The organism is Pseudomonas sp. TAA207 (genome assembly GCF_001529285.1).
GTDB lineage: Bacteria > Pseudomonadota > Gammaproteobacteria > Pseudomonadales > Pseudomonadaceae > Aquipseudomonas > Aquipseudomonas weihenstephanensis.
In genome coordinates, this window is record NZ_LLWJ01000051.1 from 25,529 (window position 1) to 50,994 (window position 25,466).

A 25,466-nucleotide genomic window follows, 5' to 3' on the forward strand; every position below is an offset into this window, starting at 1 on the left:
ATATCGTTTCAGTGCTTTTTGTCATATTACTTGGGGTTGATTTTTCCTCGCGTGCGAGCGGAAGTTGGCTATGGTCATTAGATAAAAAAGCCTGAGCGTATCCTGTCACCGTGAGACAGGAGCGACTCTGTATCCGGCATAGCGCACGGATGTTGAGGAGATTTATGGACGTCGGCAGAAGACAGTTCGTCAAACTTTGTACGGCCGGTGTTGCCACGGCCACGGTAGCATCACTCGGTTTTGCCCCCGGACTTGCCCAGGCAGATCCCTCCCGCCAATACAAATTGCTGCGCGCCAAGGAAACCCGCAACAACTGCACCTATTGTTCGGTGGGTTGCGGGATTTTGATGTACAGCCTGGGCGACGGCGCCAAAAACGCTAAAGCGCGCATCTTTCATATTGAAGGCGACCCGGATCACCCGGTCAGCCGTGGCTCGTTGTGCCCAAAAGGCGCGGGCCTGATTGACTTCATCTACAGCGAGCAGCGACTCAAATACCCTGAATACCGCGCCCCCGGCTCCAATGAGTGGCAACGCATCAGTTGGGAGGAGGCGATCACGCGCATCACCCGGTTAATGAAAGATGACCGCGATGCCAACTTCATTGAGAAGAATGCTGACGGCGTGACCGTTAACCGCTGGCTGACCACGGGCATGCTGTGCTCGTCGGCTGCCAGTAATGAAACCGGTTTTCTGGATCAGCGTTTTACCCGTGCGTTGGGCATGCTGGGCATCGACTGCCAGGCACGGCTGTGTCACGCCCCGACGGTATCGGCACTTGCGCCGACGTTGGGCCGGGGCGCCATGACCAACAATTGGGTCGACATCAAGAACGCCAACGTGGTGTTGATCATGGGCGGTAACCCGGCTGAAGCGCACCCGGTAGGTTTCAAGTGGGTGGTCGAAGCCAAGATCCGCAATGGCGCCAAAGTCATCGTCGTCGACCCGCGCTTCAACCGCAGCGCGGCCGTGGCTGACATTTACTCGCCCATTCGCGCCGGTTCCGACATCGCCTTCCTGATGGGCATGATCCATTACCTGATCACCCACGACCGTATCCATCATGAATACGTGCGCGCCTACACCAACGCGCCGCTGATCGTGCGCGACAGCTACACCTTCGAGGAGGGCCTGTTCAGCGGCTTTGACCCTGCCAAGAAGCAGTACGAACGCAGCGAATGGATGTACGAGCTCGACGCCGACGGTTTTGCCAAACGCGATGAAACCTATAGCCACCCCCGCTGTGTCTGGAACCTGCTCAAACAGCACGTCAGCCGTTACACACCCGAGGTGGTGACCGACATCTGCGGCACGCCAAAAGAAGACTTTCTGGAAATCTGCCGCATCATCGGCGAAACCAGCGCGCCAAATCGCACCACTACGTTCCTGTATGCGCTGGGCTGGACCCATCACTCCAGCGGCGTGCAAATGATTCGCGGCGCCGGGATGATCCAACTGCTGCTCGGCAACATCGGCATGGCGGGTGGCGGGGTCAACGCTTTGCGCGGGCACTCCAATATTCAGGGCTACACCGACATCGGACTGCTGTCGCTGCGTTTGCCGGGTTACATGAACTTGCCCAGCGATCAACAAAGCAACCTGGCCACTTACCTCAAGCAAACCACGCCCAAGGCGCTGCTACCGGAGCAGGTCAACTACTACCAAAACACGCCGAAATTTTTCATCAGCATGATGAAAACCTTCTGGGGTGATAACGCGACGGCGGCCAACGATTGGGGCTTTGACTGGCTGCCCAAGTGGGACAAAAGCTACGACGTGCTGCGTTATCTGGAAATGATGCATGACGGCGAGGTCAATGGTTACATCGCCCAGGGTTTCAACCCGATAGCGGCCTTTCCGGACAAGAACAAGGCCAGCGCGGCACTGGCCAAACTCAAGTACCTGGTGATTATCGATCCGCTGGTGACCGAAACCTCCAGCTTCTGGAAAAACTACGGCGACCAGAACGACGTTGATACGGCCAGCATTAAGACCGAAGTCTTCCGCTTGCCGTCTTCGTGTTTTGCCGAAGAAAACGGCTCCATCGTCAACTCGGGTCGCTGGCTGCAATGGCACTGGGCTGGTGCGGCACCGCCGAACGAGGCATGGCACGACGGCAAGATTCTGGGTCACCTGTTCGTCAAATTGCGCCAAATGTACGAACAGGAAGGCGGTGCCAACCCCGCGCCGCTGCTGAACATGGCCTGGAACTACCGCGACCCGCTGGACCCGACTCCTGAAGAGGTGGCGCAGGAGGCCAACGGTTTTGCCCTGGAGGACTTGAAAGACGCGCAAGGCAACATCACGGTGCACAAAGGCCAATTGCTCAGCGACTTCTCGCAACTGCGTGATGACGGCAGCACCGCCAGTTTTAACTGGATCTTTGCCGGCTCCTGGACCCCACAGGGCAACCAGATGGCACGCCGCGATAACGCAGACCCGTCAGGCTTGGGCAGTACCCTGGGATGGGCGTGGGCCTGGCCACAAAATCGGCGCATTTTGTACAACCGCGCCTCGGCTGATCTACAAGGCAAGGCGTGGGACCCGCAGCGAGTGGTTATCGAGTGGAACGGCCAGCGCTGGACCGGCATTGATGTGCCCGACTTCCCGGCCACGATGCCGCCAGGCAGCAAGGCCAACCCCTTTATCATGCTGCCCGAAGGCGTGGGGCGCTTGTACGCCATCGATGCGCTGGTCGACGGCCCGTTCCCCGAGCACTACGAACCGACAGAATCGCCGACGGGGCGTAATCCCTTGCACCCGAGCAGGGTCTACAACCCGACTGTGCGCATCTTCCCTTACGACCAGGCCCGCCTGGGCACCGCGGCAGAATTCCCTTACGTCGCGACCACCTATTCGATCACTGAGCTGTTTCGTCACTGGACCAAGCACTCGCGGATCAACGCGGTGTTGCAGCCCGAGCAATTCATCGAGATCGGTGAAAATCTGGCGAAGAAAAAAGGCATCGTCCAGGGCGATTGGGTCAAGGTCAGCACCAAGCGCGGCTACATCAAGGCCAAAGCGGTGGTGACCAAACGCATACGTACGCTGCAAGTGGGCGGACAAGAGGTCGATACCATCGGCATTCCTTGCCACTGGGGCTATGAAGGTGAAACCCGTAAAGGGTATTTGGCCAACACCCTCACCCCGGCCATCGGCGACGCCAACGCGCAGACGCCTGAGTACAAGGCTTTCCTTGTCAACGTGGAAAAGGCGTAAGGGAGAAAGCTCATGTCCATGCAATCCCAAGACATTATCAAGCGCTCTGCGACCAATAGCCTGACGCCTGCACCTCAAGTGCGTGACAGCGAAGTGCAAGTGGCCAAACTCATCGACGTAACCATCTGCATCGGCTGCAAAGCCTGTCAGGTGGCGTGCGGGGAATGGAACGACCTGCGTGACGAGGTGGGGCATAACGTCGGCGTATACGACAACCCGGCAGACTTGTCGGCTGAAACCTGGACCCTGATGCGGTTCGACGAGGTTGAGGATGAAAGCGGCAAGCTCGAATGGCTGATCCGCAAGGACGGCTGCATGCACTGCGCCGATCCCGGCTGTCTCAAGGCCTGTCCGGCGCCAGGGGCGATTGTGCAATACGCCAACGGTATCGTCGATTTCCGCTCCGACCACTGCATTGGTTGCGGCTATTGCATTGCCGGCTGCCCCTTTGACGTGCCGCGCATCAGTAAAAAAGACAACAAAGCTTACAAGTGCACGCTGTGCATTGATCGCGTGAGCGTAGGGCAAGAGCCGGCGTGCGTTAAAACCTGCCCCACCGGTGCCATCAACTTTGGCAGCAAGGCCGACATGAAGCACCTGGGCAATGAGCGGGTGGCAGAACTCAACACCCGGGGTTTTGCGAATGCGGGGGTATACGACCCGCAAGGAGTCGGCGGCACCCACGTGATGTATGTGTTGCAACACGCTGACAAACCGCAGCTGTACCACAACCTGCCAGCCGATCCGCGTATCAGTAATGTGGTTGAAGGGTGGAAGGGCTGGCTTAAACCGGTCGCCGCTGTGGCGTTTTTTGCGACCCTGGGCGCAACCCTGTTCCATTACGTGGGGGTTGGTCCACTCACCACCGATGACGCCGACGATGAGGCTGAGCGTGAAGAGGGCGCGGCACACCAGGATCAGGAGAAGCACTCATGAAGCATAAAGACATGATCTTGCGCACCCCGTTTGCGGAGCGGATTTGCCATTGGGTGATGGTGATCTGCTTCATGTTGGTGGCGTTATCCGGGTTGTCGTGGTTCTTCCCCTCCATGAGTTGGCTGAGCAACGTGCTGGGAACGCCGCAACTGGCGCGCATCCTGCACCCGTTTTTGGGCGTCGTGGTGTTTTTGGCCTTGATGTTTTTATGTGTGCGCCTGGTCAAATACAACTTGCCTGAACCCGAAGATCGTCTGTGGTTTGCCAACGTTAAAGACGTGCTGATGGGGCGTCACAACAAAGCGTTGCAGGTGGGTAAATACAACGCCGGGCAAAAGCTGTTGTTCTGGGGAATCATGGGGCTGATTAGCCTGCTGTTAATCAGTGGTGTGCTGATCTGGCGCCCGTATTTCGCACCGTTTTTCCCCATCCCCGTGATTCGCGTCGGGGCGTTGATGCACTCGTTGACGGGCATCTGCCTGATCCTGTTGATTATCGGTCACGCCTACATGGGGTTCTGGGTCAAAGGCTCGATTGGCGGCATGGTCACCGGTTACGTTTCGCGAAAATGGGCCAAAACCCACCACGACCGCTGGTTCAAACAGATCAATACCAAGAAGGACAATCAATGAGCAGCATTAAGCTCACGCCGATAGAGACACCTACCGGCGGCATTGGCCGGATAACGCCGTTGTTGCTACCTACCCTCAAGCAGCACTACACACGGCGTGCCGAACGGTTGCAAACGTTGGCCATTGATCATCCGATGGGTGATTACCTGAACTTCGTGGCCAACCTTGTACAGGCTCAGCAGCGAGTGTTGGAACAGCAGCCGCTACCGCGCAATCTGGCCGAGGGCGCGGCGGCGCGAATAGGCCAGCCACTGGCGCCACTGGATTACGTCAGCATGCAGCGCGATAGCTACTGGCAACAGGCGCTAGGGGCATTACTCGATCAATTACCCTTGGCGACAGTCGCCGTCCAGGAGGTGGTTGCAGCATTGCGCGATACGCCGCCTGAGCAACTTGAACAGCAGGCCAGCGCTCTGCTCAGCGGCCACCACGGCGAAGTGGGCAGCGCTCGCGCGTTGTTTATCTGGGCAGCACTGTCGTTGTATTGGACGCAACTGGCGGCACAGTTGCCCGCCAGTGGCCACGCGGACTATGGCGAGCACCGCCAGTTTTGCCCGGTGTGTAACAGCGAGCCATCGGCCAGTGTGGTGTTGAGTGGCGCACAAAGCGGCCTGCGGTATTTGCATTGCCGTTTATGTGAAAGCCGCTGGCACATGGTACGGGCCAAGTGCAGCAACTGTGAGCAAACGGGGAAATTGGATTATTGGTCGCTGGACACCAAAGAGGCGAGTATCAAAGCCGAAAGTTGCCTGGATTGTCACAGCTACCTGAAGGTGTTGTATCTGGACCGGGACACACAGTTGGAAACCTTTGCTGATGATTTGGCGTCACTGATCCTGGACGCAAAAATCGAAGAACAAGGGTTCGCCCGCAGTGGGCTGAACCCATATTTGTTTCCGGGGTAAGCCATTCGAACGCATGCCGGTGGAGCGTTTTGGCTGCATCCATCGGTGTGAAGCCCTGCACTTTTTACGAGACCTGCGTTCAATGCTGTACACCGTGATAACTAAACTTTACTTAATAAAAAGTTCAGTTTCTGATGACTCAGGCAGCAACTTTATCGAGCGCTTAGTGTCACGACAGTCAACGTTATAATGCGCTGCTTGTGAGGCGGCAAAGCGATCTCTGGAACTTATTAGGGCATGAGAGCCACACACGCCATACCTGTGACTTACTTTAGAATGCCTTCGCTCGTGAGGGGGAAGGTAATGTCAGCAGGACGGTCATGCACATAAATAGTTTGGAGATTCGCTATGTCTAACACGCTCTCGCTCAACCCCATATTAGTTGATGGAATGGCTGCGGTACGTAGACCAGGACTTGACAGCGCTCCTCAACAACTTCCAAGCCCATCTGAACACAGCACGGGCAGTTTGAATTTCGACTCGATAAAACTGGGGCCAAGGAATAACATAAAATTCCACGAAGCTTACAATGCTACGGTCATGCTTTCGGGTGCCAATCAATTTTCGGGTAAAACTGACAAAGAAGTCGCGCAAACGTTGAGGAACAATTTTGATGCGTTCGAGGACCCCAAGAATCCGGGGGCTATTTCTCAGAAAATGATCCGCAATATGGCCAATAGTCAGTTAAGCGGCAACTATGCCGACGATCAAAATATCATGCTGGCGCGCGAAATCCTGAACCGGCCTGACTTGAATAAACTCTTGGATCAAGACAGCGTAACCGGTAAACAAGACGGCTTGATTCGTAAGGAAAATACGGAAATTGCTGCGAACGGCGGCAATCCACTCTCCGGTAAGTCGGATCAGAAAGTTGCCGAGGAAATGCTTAAGAACTTTGACAAGCTCAAGGATGATTACTGGACAAGTTCAATTAAAGTCGACACCCTCAAAGACATATCTAAGCGCTCGCTGACCGGCAATGCCGATAAAGACCGACTCACTCACATTGCAAGAGAAGTGCTGAGCCGCCCTGAGCTCCTTAAGAAGCTGGACAATATATACAGTAAAGATGGTGACGGCTGGATACGCTGGGAAGCACTCGAGTACATGAAGGATTAATTAATCTGCGAGTCGCCTTCTTTGCCAGGAAGAATGCCCCGAGACGGTCGCGGCATTCTTTTCCATGTGCAGGATGTTGTGATTTAAGCCCAATGGGCCGGGTCATCCACGATGCCTTGGTGCCCCTCCAGTGTCTTGGGAATTTCCTGCTTAAGAAATTCGACCCATGTCTTAACCTTGGCATCCAGAAACCGCCGCGAAGGGTAGAGCGCATAGATGCGCTTCTCATGCAGCCGATAGTGGGGCAGCAAACGTACCAGAGCACCACGTCTGTAAGAGCCGACGGCGACGTAGTCCGGCAGCAGGCAGACACCCAACCCGGCTTCCGCCGCCTGCGCCATGGCTTCGGCCACATTGACCTGAAACACGTCCCCGGGACGCACAGACTGCTCACCCTGGGCGCCGTGAAAGGTCCAGCTGTCCGTAAATAGCGGGTCGACCAGGTGCAAACATCGGTGCTGCTCAAGGTCATGGGGGGTTAGCGGGATGCCGTTTTTTTCAAGATAGGAGGGGGCGGCACTGATCACGCTAGAGATCGTACCCAACTGTTGACCTACCAGTTCTGAGTCGGGCAAGTGTGAGGACAGCGTGATAACCACGTCATGGCCTTCCTCCAGCAAGTCGGGCTGACGTTGTGAGAGGGTCAAGTCCACACTGACCTGCGGGTACAACTCAGCGTAGCGAGCAACCAAAGGCGCCAACAGTTGAATGCCAATCCCTGTGGTTGATTGCACGCGCAAATGGCCACGAGGCGTCAAGTGTGCCCCGCCTGCCTCGGCGTTGGCGTCTTCAACCTCTTTCAAAATCAGACGGCATCGCTCCAGATACCGGGTCCCGACTTCCGTCAATGCCAGGCGCCGTGTGCTGCGTTGCAACAGCCGGGCCTGCAATGAACCTTCTAGCTCTGATAACAGGCGCGAGGTTTGGGCCGTGGAGTAACCCAACGCTTGAGCGGCTGCCGTAAAGCTGCCGGTTTCGACCACGCGCACAAAGACACGCATCGCCTGAAAAATATCCATCCTGATTGTTACCCCACACGTAAGCGTGTTTTTTGTCGGGGGATAATTACACAGACTGATCAAATATGCCGCGTTGACATCATCGCGCCGGTCTGATCAGTGCACCCAGGCTCGTGGTAAAACCGGCGGCTATTCTATCGGGCCGTATCACTCAAATGGCCTATGTGAACCGCTGTGTTGAGAAAAAAGACCTTAAAGCCCGTTCTACAGCCTGAATAATGCCTTAGGGGGTTTCTGAGATTTTTGTAAGTAAATTGTCAATGAAATGAGAAACAGCCGCTGAAAATCATAATTGTGCTAGATATCACTTTGGCATCACTTGCTTTTATTGAGGTATGTGCTTGATTCTTAAGCGTAGGGATCTTTTTCAGGAATGGTCTGTCAGATAGGCATTGAAAACGACCTAACCTAGATCTGCTTAAGCAGTCAAGCGGTGAACTTGCCAAGAAGTTCTACTCACAAGGTGCATTTTTTTGAAAACTATTCAGCATCCGCTAGCAGAAACTTCGACTGATGAAATCGACCTGTTTGCTTTGATTCAATCGCTATGGCAGCAAAAAAAGCTGATTGCAGGCACCACTGCTGCGGTGGGCGCTCTCGCGTTGGGCTATGCGTTCCTGGCCCCGAGTGTGTACCAGGCCAGTACCGTGTTGCGCCCTGCGGCTATTAACGAACTCGATGCCCTGAACCGTTCCGAGGTGTACAAGCTCCCACCGACCGATGCGTTGCTCAAAGTCGGCTCAGCACTGGACTCTTATGAGACGCGGCTCAATTATTTTGAGGCGCATCAGGACTTGTTCAAACCCCTGGAAAAGAAAGGCATTTCTCTGGAGCAAAGTTTCGAAATTTTCAACCGCGATGCGATTAATCTCACCCAGCCAGATCCCAAAAAGCCGGACTCGCTAAGCCCCTTCATCAAACTGGAACTTACTTACCCGGATAACGTTGACGGGGTAAAAATCCTTAACGGTTTTGTTGAATACGCGATCAATAATCAGCGTGCGCAAATTGGGGCTGACCTTAAAGTCATCATTAATAATCGCCTTAGAGAGCTGGAAGAAAAGATTGATGCGGCGCGCTCCGGTTATAAATCAGACAAAGAAGGCAAAATTGCCACACTGGTTGAATCAGACACATTACAGCGGGCCAAGCTCAACGATGAATTAAAGGCCCTGCGGTTGCAGTTAAAAACCGAACGAGAATCACGGATTGCACAGTTGTCCGAAGCGATCTCAATTGCCCGCTCATTGGGCATCACGCGTCCGACCACACCTTCAGCCATGTCGGATGCGGCCCAAGGCTCGAGTCGGGTCATGCGCACTGAGATCACATCCCAGAGCATTCCGCTCTACTTTATGGGAACTCAGGCGCTGGAAGCTGAGCGCACGGCACTGCTCAAACGCACCTCGGATGATTTCACTGACAAAGGCATCTCCGATATTGGCAAAAAGCTGCATATGCTGGAGGTTAACCGGCAGGTCGAAATGCTCGGCAAGCGTGCCAACGAGGACCTGTTTCTGAAAAATATCGAGCCGTTGCGGGCAGAGGTGGTTCGCCTTGGCAACCTGAACACCGACATGGGCAAGCTGGGGCTCGTTAGCATTGATCGCAAGGCCCAAACGCCGATCAGCCCGATCAAGCCCAAAAAGGCGCTGATTATTGCATTGGGTCTGGTGTTGGGCTGCTTGCTCGGTATCGCAATTGCGAGCACACGTTACTTGATCAGTCGACGCCGACCAATGCCCTGAAGCGATCAGGCCAGTACGGCCACGGATTTGATTTGCGCCCACATCTGCTGGCCCGTGGTGAGATTTAATTGATCGCGCGAGTAGCGGGTGATACGTGCCAAGAGCGCTGTGCCACTAGCATCGAGGTGGACCAGCACATGGGCCGGATTGTCAGCGGGAGCTTCGCTGATGACCGTCACTTGCAGGCAATTGAGGATGCTGCTGTGTGCGCCAGGCTCAAGGTTCAAGCTGATGTCGCGTGCCTGGACCTTGATTCGCAGGCTTTGGCCTACCGGCAAAGAGACATGCGCTACCCGCAACCCTTGGTTGCTGTTGGGCAGGCGCAAACTCAGTAATTGATAGTGGGCATCGTAGGCGTTGACCACGCCCTCAATGACTACCCCGGCGTCATCGCCTTGTGCCAAAGGCAAGTCGAGCCTGGCGAGGGTCTGGGCAATCGGGCCGCTGGCCAATGCTTGGCCTTCACTTAGCAGCACGATGTGGTCGGCCAGGCGCGCGACTTCATCCTGCGAGTGGCTGACGTACAGCACTGGAATATCCAGCTGCGCATGCAGGCGCTCAAGGTAGGGCAGGATTTCGCGTTTACGTTGGTTATCCAATGCCGCCAGCGGCTCGTCCATTAGCAGCAATTTAGGGCTGGTAAGCAGTGCTCGGGCTATACCCACGCGCTGACGCTCCCCACCGGACAGATGACTGGGCGAACGGTCGAGTAAATGGGAAATACCCAACAGTTGTGCGGCGTCATCCAATTCAACGCTACGTTGATTACGTGCGATACGCCGCAGCCCAAAGGCAAGGTTTGAACGCACCGACAGATGCGCAAACAGACTGGCTTCCTGAAAAACATACCCCAAGGCACGTTTATGCACGGGCACAAACAGATTGCGCCGGGAGTCTTGCCACACGTCACCGTTGACCTCTACATAGGCCTGACTGGCACGCTCAAGCCCGGCAATGCAGCGTAAACAGGTGGTTTTCCCTGAACCGGAATGCCCATAAAGCGCTGTAATGCCTTTGCCGGGCAACTGCAAATCGAGGTCCAGGGCAAAGTCGCTGTAACTGAGCTGGAGCCGAACGTTGATACCCGATTGCATGTTCATCACCATGGGCTTTGACTTCTGCGGCTTGAATACAACGCCAGGAGCACCACAAAGGAAAACACCAGCATCGCCCCGGCCAACCAATGTGCCTGAGCATATTCCAGCGCCTCCACGTGATCGTAGATCTGCACCGAAACCACGCGGGTTTTCTCTGGAATATTGCCCCCGATCATCAAGACCACGCCAAATTCGCCCACGGTATGGGCAAAGCCTAGAATCGCGGCAGTGACAAAGCCGGGTCGGGCCAGGGGCAATATCACGCTGAAAAAAGTATCCCAGGGGCTCGCGCGCAACGTTGCGGCCACCTCAAGCGGTCGCCGGCCAATGGCTGTGAATGCGTTTTGCAGAGGCTGTACGACAAAAGGCATTGAATAGATCACAGAGCCAATGACCAGTCCGGCAAAGCTGAAGGTCAATGTGCCGAGGCCGATAGACTGCGTGAACTGACCTACAAGGCCATGCGGCCCCATCGCCAGTAACAGGTAGAAGCCGATGACCGTGGGTGGCAATACCAGGGGCAAGGCAACAATCGCACCAATAGGCCCGCGTAATCGCGAGCGGGTATGCGCCAGCCATAACGCGATCGGCGTGCCGATCACCAACAAGATCACCGTGGTTAACGACGCCAGCTTGAAGGTCAGCCAAATAGCGGCGAAGTCAGCAGCCGAGAGCGGCATTTAAAGCTGGTAACCGTAAGCTTTGATGATGGCCGCCACTTTAGGCCCTTTCAGGTAGTCCGCAAGGGCTTTGGCAGCCGGATTGTTCGCGCCTTTTTTAAGGATCACGGCATCTTGTTTGATGGCGTCATGCATCGAGTCTGGAACGATCCAGGCAGAGCCTGCGGTAACTTTGCCATCTTTGTAAATTTGCGACAGGGCGACAAAACCGAGTTCAGCATTACCGGTTGAAACAAACTGGTAGGCCTGAGTAATGTTTTGGCCTTCGACAATTTTGTCTTTGACCTTGTCAGTCAGCCCCAGTTTGGCCAGTACCTGGGTGGCGGCCAGCCCGTAAGGCGCGGCTTTGGGATTGGCGATAGACACGTGGGTAAATTTATTCGCGAGTAACGCCTGATCAGTGCCATCGATGTAGCCGTCTTTGGCTGACCACAACGCCAGTGTGCCAATGGCGTAGGTAAAGCGCGAACCTGGGACGATGTCGCCTTCTTTTTCGAGTTTTTGCGGCGTGCTGTCATCAGCCGCCAGAAATACTTCAAAAGGCGCACCATTTTTTATCTGCGTGTAAAACTGCCCGGTCGCGCCGTAGGCTGCGACTAATCGGTGCCCCGTGTCGTTTTCAAAATCACGGGCGATGGCCTGGATCGGGGCAGTGAAATTGGCAGCTACGGCGACTTGAACTTCATCCGCTTGTGCTGACATTGCACAAAGGCACCCGATCAATGTTGCGAGGGCCACAGGGGCAAAGCGAAACGCTTGGGCAGTCATATCGAAACTCCTTTTAATGGCGAAGGCAGCCCAAGATTTTCAGGGTGTAGTGGGCGATAGGAAGATAATCGGTATGTATAAAAATATATAGCGATTTATCAACCCACTGTCTGCGCTAAACACACTCGTCAGGGCAGGCTATTGAGCCTGCCTTGCGCAGAGTGATATTGATCCGTTGTTCCCCCAGCAATGAATGGTGCCCTGGCTTGATCGGGAGCACGCCATGGAAGCGCAAGCGATCCACGCCGCCCCAGACCACGATGTCGCCATGGAACAGTGAGATGCGTTGCGTGGGATCGTTGCGGTCAAAGCCGCCAAACAGGAAGATAGCCGGCAGCCCAAGCGAAATCGAAACAATGGGCGCAGTGTAGGTGCGCTCGTTCTTGTCTTGATGCAAGGACATTTTTGCACCCGGGGCGTAGGTATTGATCAAGCACGCATCGGGCGCAAAGTGATCAAAACCTGCTGCGTGTGCAGCGGCCTCGGCCAACTTCAGGAAAGGATCGGGCATTGCAGGCCAGCGTGCCCCGGTCAAAGGGTCCAGGGCGCTGTACCGATAGCCTGCAAGGTCGGTGGTCCAGCCCAGATCACCGCAACTGCTCAAACGCGCTGACATGATGTAGCCGCCAGGCGTTTGCATCTGTCGAAAAGGGGCCTGCGTCAAAACCTGCTCAAGCGCCGTGAGCAGTGTATCTACCCATGGCAAAGCAAAACCGCGCAATACAAACGCCTGCTCACTGATTTTTTCAATCCGTGCGGGTTGTTGCAGGTCCTGCTCGGCAAACAGGTCAAAAGACATGGCGGGTTAGAGTGCCTTGCTCACTTTGATCTCGGTGATGACTTCATCGCTCTTGTGAATTTTCTCAAGCGCTGCGCGGGCTTCTTCTTCGGAGCCAGTCTGCAGCTGAGCAAACTCAAATCGGCGCTCGCCATCGAGTTTGTACTTAATCACGTACTTAGTGGTTTCCACGGGATGTCCTGTCTAAAAGGGTGCTGACGTCAGGCTTAGCGGAGTTTTGAGCTGGAGCGACGAACAATTTTGATCGAGTGCTTCAAGGTCGGTTTGCGCGTCACGCTGACAGCGCGGGTGCTGACGGTATCGATCGTGATGTTCCAGAAACCGGTGCTCGGCGCAGTGATGCGGGCCGGAAATTTATCAAATGCACCGCCATGGTAAGAGTGGCGGCCACCGTTTTTAAAGCTGCGAAAATGTGCATCGCTCATCAAGCGGATATTGCACGGGTGTGAGCACTCGATGACGACAATGTCATCTTCATTGAGGTGCTCACGCTGGTGAATAAATTTCATTGGGGCTCCAAAGGGGGCATTTGTTAAAAAAACAGGACGATAGCATGCGCTTTAGTCCAAGTTGGAGGCGAAAGCAGCTTATTATGCCGCCGCGCAGAAAAGTCTGACGCCTGGCAAGTCGAAATTGCTACTTTTTAAGTATTAATTCCCTGTCATCAGGGAGAAATTTTAAAGATCGCTGGTCGTAAGGTCTTTAACGGAGGATTTGTATGAAGTGGGGCGTGTTGGTCGCAGTGCTGGCTTTGGGAGGCTGTGCATCAGTTACAGATATTGAGCAGACAATGCCCACCATGAGCGTGATCTCGGGAAAGAAGCCGGACGCTTACGCCCAATGCTTGGTGCAGCAGTTGTCACGCACGCGCAAGGCCCCGCAAATAGAGCCTCACAAGGAAGGTTTGCGGGTAATCGTTCCGCAAAAACTGACCTCGGGGCCCACAGCGGTGATTGATATCGAAGAGCGCTCAGGCGGGAGCAGCATCAAGGTGTATGAAAGCATGTCGAATGTGCCCATTCGTCCGGGTGACATCCGCGGTGCCGCAACGCACTGCATTTCGGGCGACTAAGCGTCAAATCTGATTTATATCGTTTGATGACTCAAAAACCTGGCGTCGCTTTACGTGATGTCAGGTTTTTTTTCGCCTGATGACCAGGGCGCGCGTCAAGGCAAGTGACGTGGCGACAGCGTTGAAGGTCAAACGCTCAGTGCTGATGGACTGAAGTATTCAGTAAACTGCGCGCATTTAGTTGTACCGGTGCTGAAGCCCTGCGCTTGAGCGCCAATTTTCAGGAGGACGCGATGAAGCGAGAACACGTCAAGCAGCGACATGCCGAGGGCAGCATTACAGCGACCCATGCCATTCAAAACCCGGCAGTTACGGGGGAGTGGATCGTATTTTTCAAGAAGAGTGCAGGCCGCAGCTTCTTTTTAGTCGACAACAACGACGAAGTTGAGTCGTTCGAGAGTCTGGATGCGCTGGTCGAAACCATTCGCTCGCTCGGGATCAAGTTCGTCGAAGTGCATATCTGACGCCAGGCAGGTGCAAATTATTTGCACATCACCACGACAGTCCGGCTCGTGAAATTACCGACATCGACCCCCAGGGTCTTTTCACTGTCCTGGACAGTTGATGAGCCATCGGTGCCCACAATGGTGTATCCCGTTCCGGCACACGAGGCGTCGGCTTTTTCGTAGCATTTGCCCCAGGACATGGCTTCGCCAGAACAGTCTATGCTCAACCCTTGCTTGCCATCCGGCAGGTAGGTATTGGATGCAGTGGCGCAGCCGCCAAGGGCTAGCAGTACAGCTATCAGGGTCTTTTTCATTGAGTGCCAGTTATCGCGAAATAAGGGTCAGATTTTGTTTTTACGTTTGCGTGCAGGCGCATCGGGTTGATCTTGAAACACAGCAGCCACTTCCATGACGCTGGTTTCAGAGGCAAAAGGGCCAGCTACCTGCGCCTGGGCTGCGTCCAGTACCCACCATGCGCCCGGTGTGACTTCTTTGATCAGGTAACCGTTGACACTTTTGATATCCGACATTGTGAGGCGTGCTCATTGATTTGAAAGTGCGCAATAGTACCGTCAAACAGCCGTGGCGTGCTCTGATGCATACTCAATAGCCATTACGTTCAAGCAGACCCTGTCGACGCTTCATAGGTTCAAGACAGTGATCCAAAGCATGAAAAATAAGTCACGAAGGAACTAAGTGGCACAAAATTTCTCTATGTTGGCATCAGTATGCTATCGGGGGCATTGTAACGTCGCTGCCGCCTGATTAGACTGCGCCAAATTCGTACGCACAGCCCTTTTAAGGACTCATATGATCAAGAAATGCTTGTTCCCAGCAGCCGGCTACGGCACTCGCTTTTTGCCAGCGACCAAAGCCATGCCTAAAGAAATGCTGCCGGTGGTAAACAAGCCACTGATCCAGTACGGCGTTGAAGAAGCACTGGATGCTGGTTTGAACGAAATTTCCATCGTAACCGGTCGCGGCAAGCGAGCGCTGGAAGACCATTTCGACATCAGCTATGAGCTGGAAAACCAGATCAAGGGCACCGATAAAGAGAAGTATCTGGTCGGTATTCGTCGCCTGCTGAGCGAATGCTCTTTCTCTTACACGCGTCAAACCGAAATGAAAGGTTTGGGCCACGCCATTCTGACTGGCCGTCCGCTGATTGGTGACGAACCCTTTGCGGTCGTGCTGGCAGACGATTTGTGCGTCAACCTGGAAGGTGACGGTGTACTGACTCAGATGGTCAAGCTGTACAACCAGTACCGCTGCACCATCATCGCGATTCAAGAAGTTGACCCTCAAGAAACCAACAAGTACGGCGTGATCGCTGGCGACTTGATCGGTGACGATCTGTACCGCGTGCGCAACATGGTTGAGAAGCCTGCGCCGGAAGATGCGCCATCGAATCTGGCGATCATTGGCCGCTACATTTTGACGCCGGACATTTTCGAGCTGATCAAGCAGACCGAGCCGGGCAAGGGTGGTGAAATTCAAATCACGGATGCCTTGATGAAACAGGCGCAAAACGGTTGCGTAATTGCCTACAAATTCAAAGGCAAGCGTTTCGACTGCGGCGGTGCTGAAGGCTACATTGAAGCGACTAACTTCTGCTTCGAGAACTTCTACAAAACTGGCAAAGCTTACTAAGTAGAGCGAGCCTGCTGATTGCTTCAACAGAAAGCCACCTACGGGTGGCTTTCTCGTTTTTCGTCTTCAACAACGCCCGCGCGCTGTTCAATCGTGCTGGAGCGATTATGCTGATGGACTGCTCAGGAGATAGAAATGTCCTACGAATTTGATTTGTTTGTGATTGGTGCGGGTTCGGGCGGCGTACGCGCTGCGCGCTTTGCGGCCGGTTTTGGTGCAAAAGTAGCGGTGGCTGAAAGCCGTTATCTGGGAGGGACGTGTGTCAACGTCGGCTGCGTGCCGAAGAAACTGCTGGTCTACGGCGCACATTTTGCCGAGGACTTTGAGCAGGCGTCTGGTTTTGGCTGGACCTTGGGCGAATCGAGTTTTGATTGGGCTACCCTGATTGCCAACAAAGACCGTGAAATCAATCGACTCAATGGAATCTATCGCAACCTGCTGGTCAATAGCGGCGTTACGTTGATCGAAGGTCATGCCCGTATTACCGGCCCCAACGAGGTTGAGGTCAATGGTCAGCGCCATAGCGCCAAGCACATCTTGATTGCCACCGGCGGCTGGCCGCAGATCCCTGAAATTGCTGGCCGTGAGCACGCAATCAGCTCTAATGAAGCCTTCTTTCTAAAGGCGCTGCCTAAGCGTGTACTGGTAGTGGGCGGTGGTTACATTGCTGTTGAATTCGCCGGGATTTTCCATGGCTTGGGCGCGCAAACGTCGCTGCTTTACCGCGGCGATATGTTCCTGCGCGGGTTCGACGGCGCAGTGCGTAAGCATTTGCATGAAGAGCTGACCAAGCGCGGTATGGACATTCAGTTCAACGCCGACATTGCGCGTATCGACAAGCAATCAGATGGCAGTTTGAAAGCCACGCTCAAGGATGGTCGTGAGTTGGAGGCGGACTGTATTTTCTATGCCACGGGGCGTCGCCCAATGCTCGACAACCTGGGGCTGGAAGCCACCGGTGTAAAACTCGACAAGCGCGGTTTTGTTGAAGTGGATGACCTGTATCAAACGGCTGAGCCTTCGATTCTGGCCATTGGCGATGTCATCGGTCGTGTGCAATTGACGCCCGTTGCATTGGCGGAGGGGATGGCGGTTGCGCGTCGATTGTTCAAGCCCGAGCAATATCGTGCGGTGGATTACGCGATGATCCCGACCGCGGTGTTCAGCCTGCCCAATATCGGCACTGTGGGCTTGAGCGAAGAGCAAGCAGTTGAAGACGGGCATGCGGTACAGGTCTTCGAGAGCAGTTTCCGCCCAATGAAGCTGACCCTGACTGATTGCCAGGAGCGCACATTCATGAAACTGGTGGTGGATGCCAAGACCGACAAGGTGCTGGGCTGCCACATGGTTGGGCCTGAAGCCGGGGAAATTGTGCAAGGACTGGCGATTGCATTGAAGGCAGGCGCGACCAAGCAGCACTTTGATGAAACCATTGGCGTGCATCCTACCGCCGCTGAAGAATTCGTCACCATGCGCACGCCGGTTAAGCGTTAAGCAATCAAACCACCACTGGTGAGGCTGTGTTGTTGCGGCCTCACCGGCAGGTACGTCTGGCTGGCTTACTCCTCGGGTGTCGCATCCCTCGCAATGCTCTGGGCTTCTTTCTGTGCCTTGAAGCTGTCAAGTGCCGCTTGCGCTTTCATCGCTTGCATTGTCAGCTCAGTTTGAGCCTGCTGCGATTGCGCATAAGCCTGTCTCAATACCTCGCTTTCTTGAGTGGCCACGCGCAGGCGCTCCTGAAGCAGTGTGCGCTCACTGTCCAGCAGGCTTAATTGCTTGTTCATCTGCTCATTGAGCTGGCTGGTTTTGTGCTGCTGAGCATTGGCGTGCTGCAACTCCTTGGCCAGGGCGCGACTGTCGCTGTGTACGCGCTCGTTATCACGGTGCAATTGGGTGATTTCGTCCTGGCGCACCAACGCGCTTTGTTGTGCCTGGCGTAACTCCATCTGAACTTGTTGAACTTGCCCTTCATGCCGGCGCTGATCTTGCTCGCGTTGCTCCTTGACCGAGTTGCGGTAGTGCTCAAGGGCGTCGCGCGCGTGCAGGTGTTTTTCTTCCAGCGAGCTGATTTGTTCGTCGCGATCCTTGAGGCGCAGCTCAAAGTCGCTGCAAGCTTGATTCAGGGCAGCGTTGCGCGTCTGCTCGGTTTGCAGCATAGAGCGCGTTGACGCCAGGCTTGCGGTTTCCTGAGTCAATGCTTGCGCCTGAATCTCCAGTTGCTGTTGCAAAACAGCCAGCGCTTGCTGGGCCTCGGACAGCTCATCTTGCAACTGGTTTTTAAGTTGCTCGTAATGAGCCTGGGCGCGATCTATCGGCTCCTGAGCCTGTTCCTGCAAACGATGGGCGAGGCGGGCGACCAGCTCAGCCAACTCATCTCCCAGCTCGGCATGCGATACGCCGCGGCGCGTATCGCTCTCGTCCAGCTCCTTTAGATACCGGTGAATGGTGGTTTTTGAGCCGGTATTGCCCATTTCAATACGTACAGCATCGATGCTCGGGTGTTCGCCACGGGCGAGGATTGCTGTGCGCGCAATTTGGACCACTGCTTTGTTAACGCCGCCACGGGCCATGGCTGTCTCCTACGATTATGTACTGTGGTATGTATCATGTAATTACATACTATATTGTTTTATAAATCTTGTCTTTTATTCGTCATCTTAAGGCGGGATATACTGGTATTATCCCGTGCCAGAGCCTTGGATTCGTTTTTAGGGCCTGTTTTCAGTACACCCGCCAAGAGAACTACCCAATGAGCGATCTGGATCGCTACCTAAACGCGGCGACCCGCGACAACACCCGTCGCAGCTATCGTGCTGCAATTGAGCATTTCGAAGTGACCTGGGGGGGCTTTCTGCCTGCTACCAGCGACAGCGTGGCGCGTTACCTGGTCAATTACGCAGGACAACTCTCGCTCAACACCTTGAAACTGCGGCTTTCGGCCATAGCTCAGTGGCATAACAGCCAAGGCTTCGCCGACCCCACTAAGGCACCAGTGGTGCGCAAGGTTTTCAAGGGCATTCGCGCGCTGCATCCGGCGCAGGAAAAACAAGCGCAACCGTTGCAGCTGCAACACTTGGAAAAAGTGGTCGACTGGCTTGAGGACGAAGCGCAGGCCGCGCGTGCCAACCAGGATCACCCCGGATTGCTACGCGCCAGACGTGATTGCGCACTGATCTTGCTGGGTTTTTGGCGCGGGTTTCGTAGCGATGAGCTGTGCCGCTTGCAGATCGAGCACGTGCAAGCGGTGCAAGGGGCGGGTATCACGCTGTACGTACCGCGCAGCAAGGGCGATCGCGATAACCTGGGCAAAACCTTCCAGACGCCAGCGCTGTTACGGTTGTGTCCGGTGCGCGCCTATATCGAATGGCTCAATGTATCGGCCTTGGTGCGTGGCCCCGTGTTCAGAGGGATTGATCGCTGGGGCAACCTGGCCCATGAGGGCTTGCACGCCAACAGTGTGATTGCGCTATTGCGCCAGGCACTTGAGCGCGCAGGTATCCCTGCCGAACAGTACACCAGCCACTCATTGCGGCGCGGTTTTGCGACATGGGCCCATCAAAGTGGCTGGGATTTGAAGTCGCTAATGAATTACGTCGGCTGGAAGGACGTAAAGTCAGCGATGCGCTATGTTGAAGCGACCCCGTTTACCGGGATGAGCGTAACCGCTGAAAAAAGTATCGGTCACTGATTGGGATCAAGAGGCGAGGGTGCGCAAAGGGTGATAGTCAGATTCAGGTTTCTTCTATTAATACAGTGACCTGATAGCCAAAACCAATCAACTGCATCAGCTTTCCCAATGAGCCTGATACAAAATGTGTTGTTAGGATTCACCCCATCAACTTTTCAACCCTGACGGAGAGACAACGATGCCTATCATCAACAGCCAAGTAAAACCGTTCAAAGCCACTGCTTACAAAAACGGCAGCTTCGTGGAAGTGTCGGACGCCGACCTGAAAGGCAAATGGTCCGTTGTGTTCTTCTACCCAGCTGACTTCACCTTCGTTTGCCCAACCGAGCTGGAAGACCTGGCTGATAACTACGAAGAGTTCAAAAAGCTTGGCGTAGAAATCTACAGCGTGTCGACTGACACTCACTTCGCTCACGCTGCCTGGCACAACACCTCGCCAGCCATCGGCAAAATCCAATACACCATGATCGGTGACCCAACGCTGACCATCTCGCGCAACTTCGACGTGCTGATCGAAGAAGCTGGCCTGGCTGACCGCGGTACGTTCGTGATCAACCCGGAAGGTCAGATCAAAATCGTTGAACTGAACGATGGCGGTGTGGGTCGTGACGCTTCCGAGCTGCTGCGCAAAATCAAAGCGGCTCAGTACGTTGCTGCACACCCGGGCGAAGTATGCCCAGCCAAGTGGAAAGAAGGTGAATCCACCCTCGCTCCATCGTTGGACCTGGTAGGCAAGATCTAAGCCTGTGAGCCAGCCAAGGGCGGTGATCCGCACCTGAGTTGTAAGCTGCATCGCCCTCAAAACGCCCGGGCGACATTCGCTCGGGCGTTTTTTTACACAGTCTTAACGTTAAAGGAGATCGCCCGTATGTTGGACGCCAATCTAAAAGCTCAGTTGAAGTCATACCTGGAGCGGGTTACCCAGCCAATCGAGATCGTTGCTTCGCTCGACGACGGCGCGAAATCCCGTGAAATGCATGACTTGTTGAAAGAAATCGCCAGCCTTTCCAGCCAGATCACCTTGCTGGACAACGGCACCGATGCGCGCAAGCCTTCGTTCTCGTTGAATCGCCCGGGCGGCGACATCAGCCTGCGTTTTGCAGGCATCCCAATGGGCCACGAATTTACCTCGCTGGTACTGGCTTTGCTGCAAGTCGGCGGCCATCCCTCGAAAGCCAGTGCAGAAGTGATTGAGCAAATCCGTTCGCTTAAAGGCGAGTTCAACTTCGAGACGTATTTTTCGCTCTCGTGCCAGAACTGCCCGGACGTTGTTCAAGCGTTGAACCTGATGGCAGTACTCAATCCGAACATTCGCCACGTTGCGATTGACGGTGCTTTGTTCCAGGACGAAGTGACCGAGCGCCAAGTAATGGCAGTGCCAAGCGTGTACCTGAACGGGGTTAACTTTGGTCAGGGGCGTATGGGTCTCGAAGAAATCCTTGGCAAGCTGGACACCAGCGCGATTGAACGCCAGGCCGAAAAAATCAGCGCCAAAGACGCTTTTGATGTGCTGGTGATTGGTGGCGGCCCGGCCGGTGCGGCGGCTGCAATTTACGCGGCCCGCAAAGGTATTCGTACGGGTGTGGCAGCTGAACGCTTTGGCGGTCAGGTGCTTGACACGATGGCCATCGAAAACTTTATCTCGGTTCAAGAGACTGAAGGACCCAAACTGGCCACGGCACTGGAAGAGCACGTCAAACAATACGACGTGGACATCATGAACCTGCAACGTGCGGATCAGTTGATCCCTGGCAAAGCGGGCGAGTTGCACGAAGTCAAATTCGCCAGCGGTGCCTCGCTCAAGGCCAAGACACTGATTTTAGCGACGGGTGCGCGCTGGCGTGAAATGAATGTGCCGGGCGAGCAAGAGTACCGCAGCCGTGGTGTAGCCTACTGCCCACACTGCGACGGCCCCCTGTTCAAGGGTAAACGTGTCGCGGTGATTGGTGGGGGTAACTCAGGTGTTGAGGCCGCCATCGATCTGGCCGGTATCGTTGCGCATGTGACGTTGCTTGAGTTTGATACCAAGCTGCGTGCCGATGCGGTGTTGCAGCGCAAGCTCAACAGCCTGCCTAACGTGACCGTGATTACCAATGCCCAAACCACTGAAGTCACGGGTGACGGGCAGAAAGTCAACGGTTTGCGCTACAAAGAGCGCCAGTCTGGCGAGGTGCGTGACATCGCACTGGAAGGCATTTTTGTGCAAATCGGTTTGCTGCCTAACACCGACTGGCTCAAAGGCACGATTGAATTGACGCCTCGCGGCGAGATTGTTGTCGATGCGCGCGGTGAAACTTCAATCCCGGGCATTTTTGCCGCCGGTGACGTTACCACCGTGCCTTACAAGCAAATTGTGATTGCGGTCGGTGAGGGCGCCAAAGCATCCCTGAGCGCATTCGATCACTTGATCCGCACTTCAGCTCCCGACTGATCAATCGGCAATAAAAAACCCATGAGCGATCATGGGTTTTTTATTGCCTGCGTTTTACAGCGGGGTGGGCTGAATAATCTCGACCCAATAAGCATCCGGGTCCTTGATGAAGGCCAGCGACTTCATGCGGCCATCGGTCAGGCGTTTTTGGAAATCCACACCCAGCGCTTCGAAGCGCTCACACGCAGCCACGATGTCAGGCACCGAAATGCAAATGTGACCAAAGCCGCGCGGGTCCGTATTGCCGTTGTGATAAACAACGCTATCGTCTGTTTCCGAACCATGGTTGTGAGTGAGTTCGAGAATGCCGGGGATCGATTTCATCCACACGGTGCGAGCCGCGTCATCGGACGGGATTTGCGCTTTGTCGACCAGCGCAAGGAAGTACAAGCTGAATTGAGCGTCAGGGAAATCGCGCTTTTCGACCAGCGAAAAACCCAACACCCGCGTGTAGAAATCCAGGGACTTCTCGATGTTTTTCACACGCAACATGGTGTGGTTGAAAACGAAATTTTGGGTAGCGCTATCTGGAGCGGCAGTCACGCCAGAGATGTTGTTCAGGTCTTGCAGGCTCATGAACCCTCCGAATGTATTGCTTGGGTGATCGGTCGCTGCGGTGAGCGTGATGGGCGAATGATACGGAATGTGACGTCGTGCGCCAAACGGGTTTTAGGAAAACGTGAAATGGCGCATCGGATACGCAAGGGGTATACAGGCAAATTTCAGGCAAAAAGAAGCCCGCCGAAGCGGGCATGGGGCGCTAGTCCTTTAGCAGCCTCCATCCTGATGCGAGCGATGTGAAAAAAATGTGAATCAGGGCATGTCTACGACTATTGGTTGAGTTGCGCCGTCAATAAGGCGCAACTCTTCATTTCAGCGATGCTTGAACAAATCGATAAAGCGTTGAGTGCGTGTAAACAACGTCTTGTCTGTGGCGGTGTATTCATCCTGAAAAGCAAAAAAAGCCCTGCAGGGCAGGGCGGGTGAAACAAAATGCATCAGGTACGAACCCAGGTCTCTACAGTGGCGGCACCGTATTGCTCTTTCCAGGCCTTAAGCCCGCGGTGATTGCCGCCTTTGGTTTCAATGAGTTCGCCGGTATGCGGATTTTGATACACCTTGAGCACACGCGCCTTGCGCTGCTTGGGGGCTGATGAGGTTTTGGACGTCGCGGGGCCTGGATCAAGAATGGCAATAATATCCCGCACGTTTTTATTGTAAGACTTCATCAATCCCTGGAGCTTCTGCTCGAACTCAATCTCCTTTTTCAAACCGGCATCATTCTTTAAGGCTTCTAACTGCGCCAACTGTTCTTGTAGCGCCTTTTCGGCAGCGCGAAATTCAGCAAGTCTGGACAAAGTCATTACTCCAATCGTAGGTCGGCAGGCTAAACCGATGAGATGAATGATGTATTAGCCACATGGCATGGACACAATAGTTTTACCGTCGTTCAGCCTGAATCAGGACTCGGCAAAACGAGTATTAAGGTGTTCTGTCATCAGTCAAAAAAATTGTAGTTGTTAATTTACAAAGTGCCAATGGCCCTTCACGGTGACAGTGCTGCGCCGCTCTGCAAGTTCTAACCCCTGTGTTTAGTTCATTGTTTGTTGTGGTCGCGCCTGCACCGATTTAATGAATTGCTCTGGTGGCAGTGGGCGCGAAAACAGATAACCCTGTAGAAACTCGACCCCGCGCGAGGTCAAGTAGTCGCGTTGTTCTTCGGTTTCAATGCCTTCTGCCACAACCCCCAGCTCCAGCTTTGCGCTGAGCTCAATGATGGTGTCCAGAATGTGCTTGGATAATGCATCGACACCGATCATGGCGACAAAACTCTGATCAATTTTCAAGTAATCAACGTTGAATTCGCGTAAATACGTGAGGCTTGAATGCCCGGTGCCAAAGTCATCTATCGCGATCATTACGCCGATCGCGTGCAGTTCAGCGAACAACTGGAGCGCCACCTCGCTTGGCACGATCAACTCTCGCTCTGTCAGCTCCAGTACGAGTTTGATATGGCCTGGTGCAAATGCTTTTAAAAAGGCTCGGCAGTCATCCACCAATCCCAAGTCCTGACAATGGCGTGCGGTGATATTGAAGCCAATATGAAAGCCCTGCGCCAGATTCGCTGCGTGGGGTGAGAGCAAGGCTGCAGTCTGCTGCATGAGCGATCGTGTCATCGGTACGATTAGGCCACTATGCTCCGCGAAAGGAATGAACAGATCAGGGCGAACCAATCCTTCTCGCGGGTGCTGCCAGCGCATGAGGATTTCGACGCCTGCCCACTCCTGCGTGTCGCTGCGCACAATCGGCTGGAAATAAGGAATGAACTCACCCGCCTCTAAGCCACGCTGAAGTTCATGACTGGGTGATGACGCACGCTTTTGCAGCCAGTGCACAGTCGCCGCTGATATCAGTCCCAGAAAAACCAGTAATCCCATCAATACGGGATATTCCACAACCGCGTACCGGGCAATTTCACCCTCACTAAAACCTGCCACGACGCGGTAGGGGTATTGCGTGGAGGGGTGACTGACTTGCGCCACGGGATAATCAGGCAGGGCGGCGTTGCTAACTAGACCATAGCGGTCTATCCAGGCGTTACCCACTTGAATCAATAAATGTGTTTTAGGGTTGATCAACCCCAGCACATTGACTAAATGAAAACCATACAGACTCACCAATACACTCTGTTGCCCGTTCTGCTTGCGCAATACCAGTAAAGGTTCGTTCGGTGTAATGGGATTGCCGGGCATTAACCACAATGTGCCTGCGGTGTAATCGCCGGGGTATACGCTCTCCTTGAAGCGGCCGAACAAGGAGGTGCAATACAATTTATTGTCCCAGGCCAAATTAACCGAGCGTACAAAAGGGCGGCGTGTCACTTGATCACGCAACGCCAATTCGACTTGTGCGCATTCTTGTCCAGCCAGCGGTAAAACCACATCGGCGGCCAAGGCTGCATTGTCGAGCATTTGATCGAATTGCCGGACTGCCTCCTCAGAGGTATGCAGGGCGATCAGTTCCAGCGAGCGGTTAGCCTGCCATGCCAGGATGAACAGGCCAAGTACAACGGGCAGCAAGCCACTGAGTACAATTAACGCGTAACGATCTGTCCACGTGCGGGTCAATTTGAGCGTTAAAGGCATTCAGGTTCCTGAGCGTACAAATAAAGGCGATGAAGAGAGAATAGGCGTTAATCGTCAAAGGCTAGCATTGCGAGGCGACTAATTTAAAGGTGGCCGGGACAAACATCTTTAC

Annotated in this window: 26 protein-coding genes; 13 read left to right on the forward strand and 13 right to left on the reverse strand. The window is 54.4% G+C overall.

Annotation, left to right across the window (positions count from 1 at the left end; genetic code table 11):
- Positions 1-164: 164 nt before the first annotated feature.
- The 5 genes from fdnG (at position 165) to AP059_RS03255 (ending at position 6,810) form a co-directional block, all read left to right on the forward strand.
- Positions 165-3,218: a formate dehydrogenase-N subunit alpha gene (gene fdnG, locus AP059_RS03235; protein ID WP_082706733.1), complete on the forward strand. Its 3,054-nt coding sequence runs from the start codon at positions 165-167 to the stop codon at positions 3,216-3,218.
- 18 nt (positions 3,219-3,236) lie between these two features.
- On the forward strand, positions 3,237-4,154 hold the full coding sequence (gene fdxH, locus AP059_RS03240; protein ID WP_275296676.1) for a formate dehydrogenase subunit beta: 918 nt from the start codon (positions 3,237-3,239) through the stop codon (positions 4,152-4,154).
- Entirely contained in the window at positions 4,151-4,786 is a 636-nt protein-coding gene (locus AP059_RS03245) for a formate dehydrogenase subunit gamma (protein ID WP_059761857.1), read from the forward strand. Before fdxH ends, AP059_RS03245 begins: the two co-directional genes overlap by 4 nt.
- Positions 4,783-5,691, forward strand: a complete 909-nt coding sequence (gene fdhE, locus AP059_RS03250) for a formate dehydrogenase accessory protein FdhE (protein WP_059761858.1) — start codon at positions 4,783-4,785, stop codon at positions 5,689-5,691. Before AP059_RS03245 ends, fdhE begins: the two co-directional genes overlap by 4 nt.
- A gap of 348 nt (positions 5,692-6,039) precedes the next feature.
- Positions 6,040-6,810 (forward strand): hypothetical protein, encoded by a 771-nt coding sequence (locus tag AP059_RS03255; protein ID WP_059761859.1) that lies wholly within the window; start codon positions 6,040-6,042, stop codon positions 6,808-6,810.
- 83 nt (positions 6,811-6,893) lie between these two features.
- On the opposite strand, the gene AP059_RS03260 is transcribed toward AP059_RS03255, so the two are convergent.
- A complete protein-coding gene (locus AP059_RS03260; RefSeq protein ID WP_059761860.1) occupies positions 6,894-7,829 on the reverse strand; it encodes a LysR family transcriptional regulator in 936 nt (311 codons plus the stop codon).
- Positions 7,830-8,302: 473 nt separating this feature from the next.
- Between AP059_RS03260 and AP059_RS03265 the strand changes: the two genes are divergently transcribed.
- Positions 8,303-9,577: a Wzz/FepE/Etk N-terminal domain-containing protein gene (locus tag AP059_RS03265; RefSeq protein ID WP_059761861.1), complete on the forward strand. Its 1,275-nt coding sequence runs from the start codon at positions 8,303-8,305 to the stop codon at positions 9,575-9,577.
- A gap of 5 nt (positions 9,578-9,582) precedes the next feature.
- Here the strand turns inward: AP059_RS03265 and modC are convergent, their stop codons facing one another.
- The 6 genes from modC to AP059_RS03290 form a co-directional block, all read right to left on the reverse strand.
- Positions 9,583-10,671: a molybdenum ABC transporter ATP-binding protein gene (gene modC / locus AP059_RS03270; protein ID WP_059761889.1), complete on the reverse strand. Its 1,089-nt coding sequence runs from the start codon at positions 10,669-10,671 to the stop codon at positions 9,583-9,585.
- A 5-nt stretch (positions 10,672-10,676) separates the two neighbouring features.
- On the reverse strand, positions 10,677-11,354 hold the full coding sequence (modB, locus tag AP059_RS03275) for a molybdate ABC transporter permease subunit (protein WP_059761862.1): 678 nt from the start codon (positions 11,352-11,354) through the stop codon (positions 10,677-10,679).
- A complete protein-coding gene (modA, locus tag AP059_RS03280) occupies positions 11,355-12,056 on the reverse strand; it encodes a molybdate ABC transporter substrate-binding protein (protein WP_371260611.1) in 702 nt (233 codons plus the stop codon).
- A 181-nt stretch (positions 12,057-12,237) separates the two neighbouring features.
- Complete coding sequence (gene alkB, locus AP059_RS03285; protein WP_059761864.1) at positions 12,238-12,921, reverse strand: DNA oxidative demethylase AlkB; 684 nt, start codon at positions 12,919-12,921, stop codon at positions 12,238-12,240.
- A 6-nt stretch (positions 12,922-12,927) separates the two neighbouring features.
- Complete coding sequence (locus AP059_RS22415; RefSeq protein ID WP_088500064.1) at positions 12,928-13,092, reverse strand: hypothetical protein; 165 nt, start codon at positions 13,090-13,092, stop codon at positions 12,928-12,930.
- Between the two features lie 35 nt (positions 13,093-13,127).
- On the reverse strand, positions 13,128-13,430 hold the full coding sequence (locus tag AP059_RS03290; protein ID WP_048364799.1) for a DUF1883 domain-containing protein: 303 nt from the start codon (positions 13,428-13,430) through the stop codon (positions 13,128-13,130).
- 209 nt (positions 13,431-13,639) lie between these two features.
- Here AP059_RS03290 and AP059_RS03295 point away from each other — a divergent pair, with 209 nt between their 5' ends.
- Entirely contained in the window at positions 13,640-13,993 is a 354-nt protein-coding gene (locus tag AP059_RS03295) for a hypothetical protein (RefSeq protein ID WP_048364800.1), read from the forward strand.
- Between the two features lie 233 nt (positions 13,994-14,226).
- A complete protein-coding gene (locus tag AP059_RS03300; RefSeq protein ID WP_059761865.1) occupies positions 14,227-14,457 on the forward strand; it encodes a hypothetical protein in 231 nt (76 codons plus the stop codon).
- Between the two features lie 17 nt (positions 14,458-14,474).
- On the opposite strand, the gene AP059_RS03305 is transcribed toward AP059_RS03300, so the two are convergent.
- Complete coding sequence (locus AP059_RS03305; protein WP_048364802.1) at positions 14,475-14,753, reverse strand: hypothetical protein; 279 nt, start codon at positions 14,751-14,753, stop codon at positions 14,475-14,477.
- 27 nt (positions 14,754-14,780) lie between these two features.
- Positions 14,781-14,969 carry a hypothetical protein gene (locus AP059_RS03310; RefSeq protein WP_059761866.1) on the reverse strand — a complete coding sequence of 63 codons (189 nt, stop codon included), beginning with the start codon at positions 14,967-14,969 and terminating at the stop codon, positions 14,781-14,783.
- A 280-nt stretch (positions 14,970-15,249) separates the two neighbouring features.
- On the opposite strand from AP059_RS03310, the gene galU reads away from it, so the two are divergent.
- Complete coding sequence (gene galU / locus AP059_RS03315) at positions 15,250-16,089, forward strand: UTP--glucose-1-phosphate uridylyltransferase GalU (protein WP_003445709.1); 840 nt, start codon at positions 15,250-15,252, stop codon at positions 16,087-16,089.
- A gap of 135 nt (positions 16,090-16,224) precedes the next feature.
- Complete coding sequence (gene gorA / locus AP059_RS03320; protein WP_059761867.1) at positions 16,225-17,583, forward strand: glutathione-disulfide reductase; 1,359 nt, start codon at positions 16,225-16,227, stop codon at positions 17,581-17,583.
- A 65-nt stretch (positions 17,584-17,648) separates the two neighbouring features.
- On the opposite strand, the gene AP059_RS03325 is transcribed toward gorA, so the two are convergent.
- Positions 17,649-18,659, reverse strand: coding sequence for a DNA-binding protein (locus AP059_RS03325; protein ID WP_059761868.1), 1,011 nt, complete (start codon positions 18,657-18,659; stop codon positions 17,649-17,651).
- A 179-nt stretch (positions 18,660-18,838) separates the two neighbouring features.
- Here AP059_RS03325 and AP059_RS03330 point away from each other — a divergent pair, with 179 nt between their 5' ends.
- The 3 genes from AP059_RS03330 (at position 18,839) to ahpF (ending at position 22,208) form a co-directional block, all read left to right on the forward strand.
- Positions 18,839-19,777 carry a site-specific integrase gene (locus AP059_RS03330; RefSeq protein ID WP_059761869.1) on the forward strand — a complete coding sequence of 313 codons (939 nt, stop codon included), beginning with the start codon at positions 18,839-18,841 and terminating at the stop codon, positions 19,775-19,777.
- A gap of 178 nt (positions 19,778-19,955) precedes the next feature.
- A complete protein-coding gene (gene ahpC, locus AP059_RS03335) occupies positions 19,956-20,519 on the forward strand; it encodes an alkyl hydroperoxide reductase subunit C (protein WP_016780891.1) in 564 nt (187 codons plus the stop codon).
- Between the two features lie 126 nt (positions 20,520-20,645).
- Entirely contained in the window at positions 20,646-22,208 is a 1,563-nt protein-coding gene (ahpF, locus tag AP059_RS03340; RefSeq protein WP_048364808.1) for an alkyl hydroperoxide reductase subunit F, read from the forward strand.
- A gap of 54 nt (positions 22,209-22,262) precedes the next feature.
- On the opposite strand, the gene gloA is transcribed toward ahpF, so the two are convergent.
- The 3 genes from gloA to AP059_RS03355 form a co-directional block, all read right to left on the reverse strand.
- Entirely contained in the window at positions 22,263-22,784 is a 522-nt protein-coding gene (gene gloA / locus AP059_RS03345; protein ID WP_048364809.1) for a lactoylglutathione lyase, read from the reverse strand.
- 422 nt (positions 22,785-23,206) lie between these two features.
- The gene (locus tag AP059_RS03350; protein ID WP_059761890.1) at positions 23,207-23,566 is read right to left on the reverse strand and encodes a histone-like nucleoid-structuring protein, MvaT/MvaU family; all 360 of its coding nucleotides are present in this window, start codon (positions 23,564-23,566) and stop codon (positions 23,207-23,209) included.
- Between the two features lie 234 nt (positions 23,567-23,800).
- A complete protein-coding gene (locus AP059_RS03355; RefSeq protein ID WP_059761870.1) occupies positions 23,801-25,354 on the reverse strand; it encodes an EAL domain-containing protein in 1,554 nt (517 codons plus the stop codon).
- Between the last annotated feature and the right edge of the window lie 112 nt (positions 25,355-25,466).